Here is a 13,904-nt window from a genome sequence, read left to right on the forward strand (position 1 = left end):
TCCGCTTTGCCTGCTGCCACGCATACCGTCACGATCGCCCGTCCCGTCGGCGAGGTATTCGCCTTCTTCGCCGATGCCATCAATAGCGCCCAACTCGCGAGCAGGGGTCACGGAGATCACCGCCGCTGCCCCGCCCGCCGTGGGCACCGTCTATCGACAGCCGGGTGGCCGGACCGTATCGGCCGATGTGCGGATCACCGAATTCGAGCCCGAGCGAAAGATCGTCCTGGAAGGCATCTCGGGACCGCTGCGACCGATCGTCGAGTACACCTTCGTCGTTATCGATGGCGGAACCCGGGTGACATTTTCGCTGGCCGCGTCGCTGTTGGGTCTGCAGAAGCTGCTCATGGCGGCGGTGCAGCGGACCATGGACGCGGAGGTCGCCGGATCGGACCGGGCCAGGCACTGCTGGAGTCCGGTGGATGCTGATCGCGTTCGATCCCTACAGAACTGATCGCGGGTGCCCCCGCGACCGGTGGCGGCGGTGTGGAGGTGTCCTATCGTCGAGCGGTGATCGTGGAGTGGAACGTGGCCGGGTGGCTCGGCCGGGTTCGAGCGAACCTCGTCGCGCTGTGCGTGGTCCTCATCGGCATCGGCATCGCGGTTACGCTGCCGCTGACCTTTCCCCGCGATGGCGGTTCCACCGATCTCGATCGCGCGCTCGCCGAGCCGATCCATTCGGCGATGGACGACCGTCGCGGCATCTACCAGGCGCTGGTGATCCCGAGCAATGGCTACATCCTGATCCCGCTGCTGCTCGCGGCCGCCGCCTGGTTCGGCTATCGGGGGCAGTGGCGCCGCGCCGCGGCGATGGTGGTGCTTCCGGAGGTCGTGGTCGGGCTCAACAGTTGGGTGCTCAAACCGCTCTGGGATCGACCGCTGCACGACTATCTCGCGTATCCGAGCGGCCATACGGTGCATCTGGTCGCGATAGCGTCCACATTCGTGCTGCTGACCGACTCGGTGCGAGCCCGGGTGAGCACCGTCGTGATCGCCACCGTCGCGCTGCTCTGCGCCGCGGTCGGCATGATCGGACTCGGCTACCATCTGCCCACCGATATCCTCGGCGGGACGGCCGCGGCGATCGCGCTGGTCACCGCATGCTGGCGACCAGCCGACCGGCTGCTCGAGCCGAACGGACGAGTTCACCCGGCCGCTCGCAGCCGCTCCCCGCGCTGATCGCGGTGTGCCGTACCGCTATACGGTCGTCCGGACGGTTGTCCGATCGAAGACGCTGGCATCGTCGAGCAGCGCCGCCCGCAGCATGCTCTCCGGCACACCCATGCCCTCGACCAGGGTGAGCGCGTCCGGGCGCAGCCGGTCGACGAGTTCATTGACGCCGCGGCGCACCGCCTTCGCGCGTTCGACCGACATGAACCGGTGCATGATGAACCAGGCCTGATTCTCCTCGAGCATCGAGTAGACGTAGAGGTCGCAGACGGTTTCGGCGAGTTCGCGCGTCGCCGGATCCTCGATGCCGGCGATGCCCTCGATGAACTCCTCGAGAATCAGCCGGTCGATATGCGCGGTGCCCGCGGCCAGGATGTGGTCCTGCGCGTTATTGAATGCCTCGAACGGGGTGGTGTCCTTGGCGCGGGCGCGCAGCCGGTGCCCTGCGGTGCGAACCAGATAGTCCTCGCGGTCGGCGAACAGCTGCAGTTGCACCGAGCGGCGGGACAGGTCGCCGTCGTCGACGGTATCGTCGCCGCGGTCGCGCAGCGTCTGGATCAGTTGGCGCACACCGGAACGCTTGCGCACCACGTCACCGGCCATTGTCGCGGCGAAGCGCACCCAGCCGAGCGCGTCCAGATCGCGGATCTCATCGGAATAGGCGGTGAGCAGTTCCTTGGCCACCAGCTGGGTCAGCACCACGTTGTCGCCCTCGAAGGTGGTGAACACATCGGTATCGGCCTTGAGCGTGACCAGGCGGTTCTCGGTGAGATAGCCGGCCCCGCCGCAGGCTTCGCGGCATTCCTGGATCGCGCGGGTCGCGAATCTGGTCTGTGCCACCTTGAGTCCGGCGGCCCGCTTCTCCAGGGCGCGCTGCGCGCCGGGCTCGAGATCCTGACCGGTTTGCACCAGATGCATCCGGCGGACCAGATCGTTCTGGGCGAATGCGAGTGCGTACGACCGGGCGATCAATGGCAGCAGCCGCCGCTGATGACTGCGGTAGTCCAGCAGCAGGGTCTCCTGACCGCTGTCCGGGTCGGAGAACTGGCGACGCTTCAGCGCATACCGCGTGGCAATGCTCAACGCGACCCGCGCACCGGCCGCCGCCGCACCACCGACACTGACCCGCCCGCGCACCAAAGTGCCGAGCGTGGTGAAGAATCGGCGGCTCGGATTCTCGATATCGGAGCTGTAGGCGCCGTCGGGTGCGACATCGGCATACCGGTTGAGCAGGTTCTCGCGCGGAATGCGGACCTGATCGAAGACGATGCGTCCATTGTCGACGCCGGGCAGACCGCCCTTGAGGCCGTCGTCGTAGGTGGTCACGCCGGGCAGGTCGGTGCCGTGCTCATCGCGGATCGGCACCAGGAAACAGTGCACGCCCTGGCTCTCCCCCTGGGTGATCAGCTGCGCGAAAACCGCTGCCATCCTGGCATGTTCGGCCGCACCGCCGATATAGTCCTTGCGCGCCGACGGCGTCGGCGTATGCACGACGAACTCCTGGGTCGCGGGATCGTAGGTCGCCGTGGTCTCCAGATTCGCGACATCGCTGCCGTGCCCGGATTCCGTCATCGCGAAGCAGCCGAGCAGATCCAGCGAGATCAGCCGCTCGACCACATCCCGATGCCGCTCGGTCCCCAGGTTCTCCACGGCACCGCCGAACAGACCCCACTGCACACCGGATTTCACCCACAGCGACAGGTCCGCATAGGCCAGCATCTCCAACCCGACCACCGCCGCGCCCGGCTCCCCCGTGCCGCCGTGCTCGCGCCGGAAACCGCTCTGCGCGTAGCCCATCGTCGCGATGACCCGCATCTGCTCCAGCACCCGGGCCCTGGCCGCGTGGTAGTCGAGATAGGGGTCGCCGGAAAACCGGTCGTCGGCCAGTTGCATCCGGGCGTCGGCGCGCACCGCGCGCCATGGGCCGTCGAGCGCATCGCGCAGGTGGTCCGATGTCGAGGGAGTCTCGGTGTCAGCCATGGCACCGACACTAGCGTTTCGCCGACGTCCGGCGACCGGCCAGCACCGATGGCACACCACCCTCAGCGACCGCCCGCAAAGCGCTGACCTGCGTATTCGTCCGTCACAAATATCGTGACACAACATCTTCGCCGAACTCTTGCCTTGCGATTGAACACGTGTTTAATATACTAAACATGTGTTCAACCAGAGAGCCGTACCGCAAGGACCCGCCGAGCTAGGAGGCGCAGCGTGACGCCGACCCCGAATTCGGATCTCACCACCGCCGCCCGCATTCGCGATATCGCGATCGAGGTGTTCGGTGACAACGGATTCCAGGTCGGAGTGCGCGCGATCGCCACAGCGGCCGGTGTCTCCCCTGGACTGGTCAACCATCACTTCGGCTCCAAGGACGGCCTGCGGGCCGCCTGCGACGAGCGGGTGCTGGAGTTGATCCGGGACCAGAAGTGGAAGACCGCCACCGAGACGAACGTCGCGAAAAGCATGCTCACCGCGATGTCCGAAATCGAGGCATACGGCCCGCTGGTCGCCTATATGGTGCGCAGCCTGCAGGCGGGGGGGCCGCTGGCCGAATCCCTGCTCGAGCACATGATCTCGGATGCCGAGGAGTACATCCAGGCAGGCGTCGACGCGGGCACCATCAAGCCGAGCCGCGATCCGGCCGCACGCGCCAGATATCTGACGACGGTCAACGTCGGCGCGACCGTCCTGTACTTCACCCTGCTGCAACAACGCGGCGAAAAGATCGACTACCGCAAGCTCGTTCGCACCATGACCGAAGAGTTCATGATGCCCGCCGCGGAGCTCTATACCCAGGGCTTCCTGACCGACCCAACGATCTTGGACACCCTTACCAAGGAGACCTGATGTCCGACATCATCGAAGTTCGCGATCTGCACAAGAACTTCGGCCACTTCGCCGCCCTGAACGGGCTGAATCTCACGGTCCGAGAGGGCGAAATCCATGGCTTCCTCGGCCCGAACGGCGCGGGAAAGTCGACCACCATTCGTATCCTGCTCGGAATACTGCGCGCCAGCTCCGGCGAGGTCCGGCTGCTCGGGCGCGACCCGTGGACCGATGCGGTCGAATTGCATCGCGAAATCGCTTATGTACCGGGTGATGTCACACTGTGGCCGTCGCTGTCCGGCGGCGAGACCATCGACCTGCTCGCCAGGATGCGCGGGGAGATCAACCCGCAGCGTCGCACCGAACTCATCGAGCGCTTCGACCTGGATCCACGCAAGAAGGCGCGCACCTACTCGAAGGGCAACCGGCAGAAGGTCGCATTGATCTCCGCCCTCGCCTCCGATGTGCGCCTGCTGCTGCTCGACGAACCGACCTCGGGCCTGGATCCCTTGATGGAGCAGGTCTTTCGCGAATGCGTCGAAGAGGCCGAGCAGCGCGGCACCACGGTCCTGCTCTCCAGCCATATCCTCTCCGAGGTGGAGGTGCTCTGCGACCGGGTGACCATCATCCGGGCCGGGCGCACGGTCGAAAGCGGATCGCTATCGGATATGCGGCATCTGTCGCGCACCTCCATTACCGCCGAATTGCTCGGCGACCCAGGCGATCTCAGCCGCGTCCCGGGGGTCGAGGACATCGAACGCGACGGTTCTACGCTGCGCTGCCAGGTGGACGGGGAACATCTCGGTGCGCTGATCCGGATCCTCGGCGATGTCGGAGTGCGCAGCCTCACCAGTGCGCCGCCGACGCTGGAGGAGCTGTTCCTGCGGCACTACCACGTCGACGGCGCGACGTCCGAGCAGGCGAGCGCGACCATGCAGAAGGTGGGATCATGACAACCGCAACCGTGGGCGGCAGGCATTACGCCGCGCCCGCCGCGCGCGGGTCGGCCGACTTCGCCGGTACCGCCCAAATGCTGCGGCTGTTCCTGCGGCGCGACCGAATCGTCTTGCCGCTGTGGGTATTCGCCTTCGGACTGCTGCCCGCCTTCTATGTCGGCAGCGCCAAGGCCGTCTACACCACGCAGGCCGACCTCGATCATGCGGCGAAGTCGATCATGGAAAGTCCGGCGCTCGTTGCCATGTACGGGCCGATCTTCAGCACCGACCTCGGCTCGGTAGGACTGTGGAAGGCCGGGCCGTTCTACGCGATGATCGCAATCGCGACGATCCTCACTGTCATCCGGCACACCCGGGTCGAGGAGGAGACCGGTCGCGCGGAATTGGTCGGCGCCACCAGCATCGGCCGCTACGCGGGGTTGACCGCCGCCATGATCATGACGGCGACCGGCTGTCTGATCGTCGCCATTCTGAGCGCCCTCGCGCTCTACGGCAGTGACCTGCCCGCCGCGGGGTCGCTGGCCTACGGCGCGACGCTCGGCGGTTCCGGTCTGGCCTGGGCCGGGGTCGCGGCCATCGCGGCACAGGTGAGCGTGGGTGCGCGGGTCGCGCGCGGAGTGGCGTTCGGCGCGCTCGGCACGGCCTTCGCGGTGCGCGCGGTCGGTGATGCGGGAAACGGTGTGCTGTCGTGGTTTTCGCCGCTCGGCTGGTGCATCAATATGCGGCCGTATGCGGATGAGCGCTGGTGGATACTGATCCCGCTGCTCGCCGTCGCCATTGTGACCACCGTGGCCGCGTATATGCTTCTGCGGCAACGTGATACGGGCTCGGGCCTGCTCGCCGAGCGGCCCGGCGCGCCGGTCGCGGCAACCACGCTCTCCGGTGCATCGGGGCTGGCGTGGCGGCTGCAACGCGGCTCGCTGCTGGCCTGGTCCATCGGCTTCCTGCTGTACGGATCGCTGATGGGCGGCGCCCTCAACAGCGTCGGCGACATGCTCGAGAACAGCAAGCAGATCCGCGATGTGATCAACCGGATGGGCGGCACGGATGTGCTGCAGAATTCCTTCATCACCTTCGCCCTCAGCATGTTGGCCATCGCGGCGTCGGCCTACTCCATCTCGGCCGTGCTGCGGCTGCACGAGGAGGAATCCAGCCAGCGCGCCGAGGCCACCCTGGCCGGATCGGTGAGCCGAGTGCGCTACGCGCTCAGCCACATCGGCATCGCACTGCTCGGCCCTGTGGTTTTGCTGCTCATCGCGGGCGCCGCGGTCGGCATCATCTACGGGATATCCGACGACGATCTCGCGGGCAAGCTCGGTGACTGCCTGGGCGCGGCAGCGGTGCAGGTGCCCGCCGTATGGGTGCTCACGGGCATTGCGGTGACGATCTACGGTGTCGCGCCCCGCTACACCCCGGTCGCCTGGGGCGTACTCAGCGCGATGATCACCATCTTCGTCATCGGCTCCCTCGACGGACTGCCGCAGTGGGTCCGCGACCTGGTCCCCTTCGTGCATCCGCCGAAGCTCCCCGGATCGTCCTTCGAAGCCACGCCGATCCTGTGGCTACTCGGCATCGCGGTCGTGCTGCTCGGGGTCGGGATCGCGGCCTTCCGCCGCCGCGACCTGCGCTGACCATCGATGGACCATGGCCCCGTCACGAGTTTCAGCTCGTGGCGGGGCTGTTCTTCGCACTGCCGCGTGCCCCGCCGGTTCGCACGATCGGTTACGTCGATGAGCGTTTCAGCAATGGGAAAACCGGCATTCGATGGGTAACCTCTGCTGCTTATCGAAGCGAAACAAGCAGATGAGGCAATGTCGAGACTTTCTCAACGCGTTATCCGACTGACCGCAGCGACCGCCGCAGCGTTGCTGGGACTCTCCGTGGCCGCGTTGCCCGCGCAGGCACAGCAGAGTCCGCAATCACCGCAATATGCGCCGACGATGCTGATCCTGGATGCCTCCGGCTCCATGCAGCGACCGGATCCGGCGGGCACCATGATGGACGCCGCCAAGAATGCCGTCCGTTCGTTCGTCGGCACCGCACCCGCCGAAGCCGAAGTGGGACTGACCGTTTATGGCACGAGTACCGGAAACAGTGAGGCGGAGAAGACATCAGGCTGTCGTGACGTGCGAGTCCTGCACAAACCCGAGACTCTCGACCGGACCGCATTGACCAGCGCGGTCGACGGGATCAAGGCCAGCGGCTGGACCCCCATGGGTACCGCACTGCGCCGAGCCGCCGACACCCTCCCGAAGTCCGGTCCGCGCTCCATCGTTTTGGTTTCCGATGGCGACGACACCTGCTCCCCACCGGATCCGTGCGAGGTGGCACAAGAATTGAAACAGCAGGGTCTCGATCTGGTCGTGCACGCGATCGGGTTCGCCGTGGACGCCAAGGCCCGCGCCCAACTCACGTGCATGGCCCAGGCAACCGGCGGCACGTACAACGACGCCGCCGACGGCCCCGCACTCGAGCGGATCCTGCCCCGCGTGAGCTCCGCCGCACTGCGCAACTACAACGCGGTCGGCACGCCGATCACGGGCACCGGAAAATACCACACCGCTCCGGTGGCCTCCCCTGGTCAGTATTTGGACACCCTCGGTCAGAAGGAAAAGCGTTACTGGGCAGTCGATGTCCCGACCGGAGCGAGCGCGTACTTCAGCGGCACCCTGTCCTTCCCGCGCCTGCCCAATATTTCCTCGACCGAGGATATGAACACGCTGCAGCTGCGGATCTACGGCGCCGACGGTCAGGATTGCAATGTCTTCGAATCCGGGCAGGCGACCAGCTCCAGCGACGGCGTCGCGCTCACGGTGGCCAAGGCGTTCGACGGCGCGACCAAGCAACCCACCGGCGGCAGCTCCGAAAAGTGCAAGGGCGGCGGCCGCTACTACTTCCAACTGACCTGGGACAGAGTATCGGCCGGTGTGCCGGAACGACTTCCGATCGAACTGCTGGTCGGTATCGAACCTGCGGTGACCGATGCCGGTCCGGTCGCGGTCGCGCCGTTAACGGCTTTCACCGAGCCGAGCGGCACGGGCACCCCCGTCTCCGGCGGCCCGTCCTTCACAGCGGCCAGCACCCTGCCCGGCAGCGGCCGCTACACCGACACCATCCGGCAGGGTGAGTTCGTGTTCTATCGAGTGAAGCTGGATTGGGGCCAAGGGTTGGCGTATCGAGTCCACTACGGCGGCAACGGCCGACACGGCGTCGACAACATCTCGAATGTCCGCACCACCCTCTTCAACCCGATCCGCGAGGCGATCGACTCGGACTTCTCCTCCTACACCGGCACCGACACCGTGCTGCCGACGAACAAGCCGATGGCCACCGTGCCGATTCGGTACAACAACCGCAAATCCGATGTACTCGATACCCGCACAGAGGCGGTGGCGGGCTGGTACTACATCGCGGTGAAGCTGGGCTCGAACTCCACTGACAAGGGCGACAACAAGCCGGTTTCAGTGCAGTTGGATCTCACCGTGACCGGCGCACCGGAAAGCGGCCCGACGTACGCGACCACCGTCGGCGATGGCGTTTTCGGCGAGAACGCCACCGGCGCGATGTCGCCGACCAGCAGCATACCTGGCCCCGCCACCGCGGTAGCGGAATCGACGGCGTCCGAATCGAATTCGTCGACGGGCACGATCGTGATCGCCCTTGTCTACGTCGCGGTCATCGGCGCGGCCGGTGTGCTCATCGGACTCATCGGCGCGCGGTGGCGACGCGGCTAGTGCTGTGCGAAAGCCCGCTGACACCGTGGTATCAGCGGGCTTTCGGCTCCGCGCTCAGGCCGCCGCTTCGATACCGAGCTTTCCGGCCAGGCGAGCCAGGTACGCCCGCACGTCATCCGCGTCACGATCCGGCAGCCCGAAAACCGCCTCGGTAACCCCCAATTCGGCCCATTGCGCGAGCTGGGCGGCATCGTGGCGGCCGGCCAGTGCGATGATCTCGGGACTGCCCTCGCGTTCGTGCTCGCGCCAAACCCGGTGCAGCAGTTCGATCTTCGCGCCGAGCCCGTCCTCGGTGGGGGTGGTGAGCCAGCCGTCGGCATGCTTGGCCAGCCAGGTGAACGACTGCTCGGTCCCGGCCGCGCCGAGGATCACCGGAATCCGTTTCTGCACCGGCTTGGGCCAGGACCAGCTCGGTCCGAAGTTCACGAACTGACCCGCGAAGCTGGCCTCCTCATCGGACCAGAGGGCGCGCATGGCATCGAGATGTTCCCGCAGCACCGTCCTGCGCTTGTTCGCGGGGACCCCGTGATGCGCCATTTCGTCGGTGTTCCAACCGAATCCGACGCCGAGGCTGACCCGGCCGCCGGACAGATGGTCCAGGGAGGCGAGGGTTTTGGCGAGGGTGATCGGATGGTGTTCGGCGGGCAGTGCGACCGCGGTGGACAGCGTGATCCGACTGGTGACGGCCGCGGCGGTGGCCAACGCGACCCAGGGGTCCAGCGTGCGCAGATAACGGTCGTCGGGCAGGCTCGCATCCCCGGTGCGCGGATGCGCGGCCGCCCTGATCACCGGGATGTGGGTGTGTTCGGGCACGTAGAACGCATCGAATCCGGCCTGCTCGGCGGCCGCGGCCGCATCGGCGGGCGTGATGCCCCGGTCGCTGGTGAACAACACAATTCCGTACCGCACCGTACCCGCTCCCATTCGCTCGCGACTGCTGCCCGGCCGCTCGAAGTATCAGCAAATTAGAACAAGTTCTACCACTTTTACTCGATCCGACCAAGTGTCCGGACAACCGTCCGGCCATCGATGTGCTCCGCGACCACCGCAGATGCGACACCGGCACCGGATGACTACGGTCGCGCACATGGGTCCGGAAACATTCTCAGGAGGAGACGACGCCGCAACCCCGGAAGACCCCCTGGGCAAGCGGCCCCGACTACGTTTCTTCCGCGCACCCCGCATCCCGGTCGTCAAACAGGCGGTCGACCTGCTGGTCGCCGACCGGCCGGCCACCGCGGACACCATCGTGGCCGCGCCGACGCCGCTGCAGCCGATCGATCTCACCGACGACGCCCGGGTCGCGGAGGTCCTCGACCTGGCGGTGCGCGTCGGTGAGGTCGTGCTCGCCTCGGGTACCGGTGTCATCGATACGACCACCCAGGTGCGCTTCATCGCCGCCACCTACGGCCTGTCCCGCTGCGATATCGATGTCACCTACGACGCGATCAGGATCTGGGCCGACCGCGGTCCGCAGCTGCCACCGGCCAGCACCATGCGCGTGGTGAAGTATCGGTCCCTGGACTTCACCCGCCTCGCCGCGGTCGACCGGCTCACCCGCCGCATCCGCAATGAGGTCGTAGCACCGGATGACGCCCGGGCACAGCTCGACGCGATCACCTCGGCGCCGCATCCCTACCACCGGTGGATCGCCACCTTCGGCTGGTCACTGCTGGCCGCATCGATCGCGGCGCTGCTCGGCGGCGGCTGGCTCGTCGCCGCGGTGAGCTTCGGCACCACGCTGGCGATCGATCGCGCCAATCGCGTCCTGAACCGCTACGGTCTGCCGTTCTTCTTCCAGCATGTGGTGGGCGGCGCGATCGCGGCGACGCCGGCGCTGCTCTTGGCGACACTCGCGGCGACCACCGATATCGATGTCGACCCGACGCTGATCATCGCCGCCGGAATCACCGTGCTGCTCAGTGGTTTGCAACTGGTCGGTGCGGTGCAGGACGCGATAACCGGCGCACCGATCACCGCGACCGCGCGCATGCTCGAGGTGCTGATGATGACCGGCGGCATCATCGCGGGCATCGCGCTGGCACTGCGGGTCGGCGAGTTCGCCGGTGCCACGGTGCCGCCGGTCTATCTCACCTCCGGCCGCGATATCACCGATCTGCCGATCAAGATCGTCGCCGGTGCGGTGGCCGCGCTGGCCTTCGCACTCGCCTGCTATGCCGAGCGCCGGGCACTGGCCGCCGCCGCGCTCGGTGGCGCGGCGGGCACGATCTGTTTTCTGCTGGTGCAGCATCTCGGCTTCGGCCCGGTGATCTCGTCGGCGGTCGCCGCCACACTGGTCGGCCTGGCCGGTGGTCTGATGGCACGCCGGTCACTGACGCCCCCGCTGGTCGTCGCGGTCGCGGGCATTACTCCGCTGCTACCGGGTCTGAAGGTGTATCGCGGGCTCTATGCACTGCTCAATGACGAATTGCTGATCGGAGCCAATCAGGTGCTCGCCGCGGTCGGCGTCGGCTGTGCGCTGGCCGCGGGAGTGACCCTCGGCGAATGGATCGACCGGTCCGTGCGCAGGCCGCCGATCCTCAGCCGCTTCGGCTCGATCCGCAGGCCGGTCATCGTGCGCCGACGTCGCCCACCGCGCCATCCCGCACGTCGGGACACCAGTCGATCTCGAGCGCCGGACAAGTGGTGAGCCGGTATGGTTGTACCGGCCGGTAAGGGTGCCCAAAGCACGTGGCGATAGTGAGGTGGTTCAGGAATGTCGGACACCGTCCCGTTCTCCACGGCGATCCGCACCGCCACCGCACAACAGCATGAACAGGCCGAGAACTCCTCGTTCATCAGTGACATGCTCGGCGGCGCGCTCGGCATCGACTCCTACCATCGCTACACCAGCCAGCTCTGGTTCATCTACCGCGCGCTCGAGGGCCGCTGGGAAACCCTCGCCGATGATCCGGTCGCGGGTCCGTTCATTCGGCCGGAACTGGCCAGGACCGCGGAGCTCGAGCGCGACCTCGCCCACCTCATCGGCCCGCACTGGCGCGACGCGCTCGCAGCACTGCCCGCGACCGCCGCCTACGCCGAGCGCATCGATGAATGCGCCCGCGATTGGCCCGCGGGATATATCGCCCATCACTACACCCGGTACCTGGGCGATCTCTCCGGCGGCCAGGTCATCCGCGGCACCGCCGAAAAGCTCTGGAACCTGCCGCACCGCGGCGACGGAGTCCGCTTCTATGTCTTCGACGGCGTCGGCAATCCGGCCGCCTTCAAACGCGAATACCGCGCACTGCTCGACCAACTGCCGCTCGACGATCTCGAGCGCCGTCGCGTACTCGACGAGGGACAGCAGGCCTTCGCACTCAATACCGCGGTCTTCGCCGAACTCGCCGCCGAATTCCCGGCCCGCCGCCCCTCCTGAGCGGATACCGCGCTCGCCCCGGGCGGATTCATCCCGGGCGTGATCAGTAAGCCCCCTCGCCGCGCGCGACGGCGCCGATGGTCTTGGCGATCAACAGCAGATCCAGGATCATGGACCAGTTTTCGACATAGGACAGATCCAGGCGCACCGAATCCTCCAGCGAAAGATTGGATCGTCCGCTCACCTGCCACAGACCGGTAACTCCCGGCTTCACCAGCAGCCTGCGCCGCATATCGCCGTCATAGGTATCGACCTCGCGCTGCACCTGCGGGCGCGGCCCGACCACGCTCATCTCACCGCGCAGCACATTCAGGAACTGCGGCAGCTCGTCCAGGCTGAACTTGCGAATGATCTTGCCGATCGGGGTGATTCGCGGATCGTCCTTCATCTTGAAGAACACCGGATTGCCGCCATGGGATTCGATGAGTGCGGTGACCTGACGGTCCGCGTCGAGGTACATGCTGCGGAATTTGATCATCTGGAACGGCTTGCCGCCGCGGCCGATTCGTTCCGAACGGTAGAACACCGGCCCGGGACTGGTCAGCTTGACCAGGATCGCGATGGCGAGCAACGCGGGCAGGATGGCGATCAGCACCCCACCGGCGAAGCACACATCGAATACCGCCTTACCGGTCGACTTCGCGCGGTCGTATTGCGGTTTGGCGATGTGCTGCATCGGCATGCCCGCAACCTGGCGGTTCGTCAATCGGGTGCCCGCGATATCGACGACACCGGGCGCGACGATCAGCTCGACACCGAGCGGGTCCAGATCCCAAGCCATTCGCCGCAATTCGACCGGCCCGAGGTGATCGGTCGCCGTCACCGCGACGGTGTCGGCACCGCTGCGGCGCACCGCGTCGAGTACCGAGCGGTCGTCGCCGACCACCGAGAACGATTTTCCCGACGCCCGGATCGCATATTCGGTGGTATCGGTGCCGCCATCCGGAATACACACCCCGACAACCTGATATCCGGAGGCCGGATCGCGGGAGAACGCGGCCGCCATCGCCTGCGCCGCCTCCGCACAGCCGACCACCAGCACCGAGGTCCGGCATTCACCGTCGCGGAGCCGGCGCTGCCGGGTGTGCAGCCGCCACAGCAATCGGCTCGACATCAATCCGAGTAGACCGAGCGGCAGCGCGATCGCGAGATATCCACGCGCGAACTCGATCTGCAATATCAGCGACATGATCGCCAATGCCCCGAACAGCCGCAGGGTGGCCGAAACCAACCGGCGGTATTCTTCTGTCCCACTCCCGACCACTTGGGGCGATCGGGTATTGCACGCGGCCAGGAAGCCGAGCCAGGTGAGCGCGAGCACTACCGAAACCACGGTATAGCCGACCTCGTACGGCATCGGCCATGCCAGCGGGGGCGCGACGGGCCCGCCGAATCGGATCAGCTGCGCCAGGCCGACCGATGCGGCGATCACCGCGAAATCCGTTGTGGCCAAGCGCCGTACATACTCTGCCTGCCAGCGTTCGCGCTCCGAGCGCGGCAGTGTTCGGGACGGACCCGTGACGTCAAGGTCGTCATCATCGGTGAGCTCGAAGCTCATTGAACACGCACCTCCCCCTGGGAGTATTTTGTTGCCCCCGATCCCCGTCGACCGGTCCCCTCGATGCAATCTGACCGCCCGGGGTGTTCCTTCAGTCGGCGGTCAGAACGCGATTGTTACAGAACACAATCCCACTCATCTACCGAACAGAAAGGGCCGCAAAGTATTCCACGCAGTAGCCAACATTCGGACGGTCGGTTTTTTGGGCACGTAATCGAAAGGCAACATGCGGAAAGTCGGCAGGTGGCGCACCCGCAGCCCGACCATCCGGAAGTGACAGT

General features: G+C 66.4%; 11 protein-coding genes. 8 read left to right on the forward strand and 3 right to left on the reverse strand.

Annotation, left to right across the window (positions count from 1 at the left end; all coding sequences use genetic code 11):
- Positions 1 to 73: 73 nt before the first annotated feature.
- Positions 74 to 454 (forward strand): hypothetical protein, encoded by a 381-nt coding sequence (locus ACQP0C_RS24855; protein WP_433723577.1) that lies wholly within the window; start codon positions 74 to 76, stop codon positions 452 to 454.
- Positions 455 to 492: 38 nt separating this feature from the next.
- A complete protein-coding gene (locus ACQP0C_RS24860) occupies positions 493 to 1,179 on the forward strand; it encodes a phosphatase PAP2 family protein (protein ID WP_433723579.1) in 687 nt (228 codons plus the stop codon).
- An 18-nt stretch (positions 1,180 to 1,197) separates the two neighbouring features.
- Here ACQP0C_RS24860 and ACQP0C_RS24865 read toward each other — a convergent pair whose 3' ends face one another.
- Positions 1,198 to 3,150 carry an acyl-CoA dehydrogenase family protein gene (locus ACQP0C_RS24865; RefSeq protein WP_433723581.1) on the reverse strand — a complete coding sequence of 651 codons (1,953 nt, stop codon included), beginning with the start codon at positions 3,148 to 3,150 and terminating at the stop codon, positions 1,198 to 1,200.
- Between the two features lie 231 nt (positions 3,151 to 3,381).
- Here ACQP0C_RS24865 and ACQP0C_RS24870 point away from each other — a divergent pair, with 231 nt between their 5' ends.
- The 4 genes from ACQP0C_RS24870 to ACQP0C_RS24885 all read left to right on the forward strand — a co-directional run bounded on the left by ACQP0C_RS24870 (position 3,382) and on the right by ACQP0C_RS24885 (position 8,686).
- Complete coding sequence (locus tag ACQP0C_RS24870) at positions 3,382 to 4,017, forward strand: TetR family transcriptional regulator (protein WP_433723583.1); 636 nt, start codon at positions 3,382 to 3,384, stop codon at positions 4,015 to 4,017.
- Positions 4,017 to 4,949, forward strand: coding sequence for an ABC transporter ATP-binding protein (locus tag ACQP0C_RS24875; protein ID WP_433723585.1), 933 nt, complete (start codon positions 4,017 to 4,019; stop codon positions 4,947 to 4,949). Before ACQP0C_RS24870 ends, ACQP0C_RS24875 begins: the two co-directional genes overlap by 1 nt.
- Complete coding sequence (locus ACQP0C_RS24880) at positions 4,946 to 6,583, forward strand: ABC transporter permease (protein WP_433723587.1); 1,638 nt, start codon at positions 4,946 to 4,948, stop codon at positions 6,581 to 6,583. Before ACQP0C_RS24875 ends, ACQP0C_RS24880 begins: the two co-directional genes overlap by 4 nt.
- A 180-nt stretch (positions 6,584 to 6,763) precedes the next feature.
- Positions 6,764 to 8,686: a vWA domain-containing protein gene (locus ACQP0C_RS24885; protein WP_433723589.1), complete on the forward strand. Its 1,923-nt coding sequence runs from the start codon at positions 6,764 to 6,766 to the stop codon at positions 8,684 to 8,686.
- 54 nt (positions 8,687 to 8,740) lie between these two features.
- Here the strand turns inward: ACQP0C_RS24885 and ACQP0C_RS24890 are convergent, their stop codons facing one another.
- The gene (locus ACQP0C_RS24890) at positions 8,741 to 9,595 is read right to left on the reverse strand and encodes a TIGR03619 family F420-dependent LLM class oxidoreductase (protein WP_433723591.1); all 855 of its coding nucleotides are present in this window, start codon (positions 9,593 to 9,595) and stop codon (positions 8,741 to 8,743) included.
- A 178-nt stretch (positions 9,596 to 9,773) separates the two neighbouring features.
- On the opposite strand from ACQP0C_RS24890, the gene ACQP0C_RS24895 reads away from it, so the two are divergent.
- Positions 9,774 to 11,336 carry a threonine/serine ThrE exporter family protein gene (locus tag ACQP0C_RS24895; RefSeq protein WP_433723593.1) on the forward strand — a complete coding sequence of 521 codons (1,563 nt, stop codon included), beginning with the start codon at positions 9,774 to 9,776 and terminating at the stop codon, positions 11,334 to 11,336.
- 66 nt (positions 11,337 to 11,402) lie between these two features.
- A complete protein-coding gene (locus ACQP0C_RS24900; RefSeq protein ID WP_433723595.1) occupies positions 11,403 to 12,065 on the forward strand; it encodes a heme oxygenase (biliverdin-producing) in 663 nt (220 codons plus the stop codon).
- A 43-nt stretch (positions 12,066 to 12,108) separates the two neighbouring features.
- Here ACQP0C_RS24900 and ACQP0C_RS24905 read toward each other — a convergent pair whose 3' ends face one another.
- On the reverse strand, positions 12,109 to 13,623 hold the full coding sequence (locus ACQP0C_RS24905; RefSeq protein ID WP_433723597.1) for a sugar transferase: 1,515 nt from the start codon (positions 13,621 to 13,623) through the stop codon (positions 12,109 to 12,111).
- Between the last annotated feature and the right edge of the window lie 281 nt (positions 13,624 to 13,904).

The organism is Nocardia sp. CA-129566 (genome assembly GCF_050956075.1).
In the GTDB taxonomy this organism is placed as follows: Bacteria; Actinomycetota; Actinomycetes; order Mycobacteriales; family Mycobacteriaceae; genus Nocardia.

Coding starts and splice junctions, on each gene's coding strand:
- ACQP0C_RS24905 (WP_433723597.1), bottom strand. CDS start 13,623: ATGAGCTTCGAGCTCACCGATGATGACGACCTTGACGTCACGGGTCCG.
- ACQP0C_RS24865 (WP_433723581.1), bottom strand. CDS start 3,150: ATGGCTGACACCGAGACTCCCTCGACATCGGACCACCTGCGCGATGCG.
- ACQP0C_RS24900 (WP_433723595.1), top strand. CDS start 11,403: ATGTCGGACACCGTCCCGTTCTCCACGGCGATCCGCACCGCCACCGCA.
- ACQP0C_RS24855 (WP_433723577.1), top strand. CDS start 74: ATGCCATCAATAGCGCCCAACTCGCGAGCAGGGGTCACGGAGATCACC.
- ACQP0C_RS24875 (WP_433723585.1), top strand. CDS start 4,017: ATGTCCGACATCATCGAAGTTCGCGATCTGCACAAGAACTTCGGCCAC.
- ACQP0C_RS24895 (WP_433723593.1), top strand. CDS start 9,774: ATGGGTCCGGAAACATTCTCAGGAGGAGACGACGCCGCAACCCCGGAA.
- ACQP0C_RS24885 (WP_433723589.1), top strand. CDS start 6,764: ATGTCGAGACTTTCTCAACGCGTTATCCGACTGACCGCAGCGACCGCC.
- ACQP0C_RS24880 (WP_433723587.1), top strand. CDS start 4,946: ATGACAACCGCAACCGTGGGCGGCAGGCATTACGCCGCGCCCGCCGCG.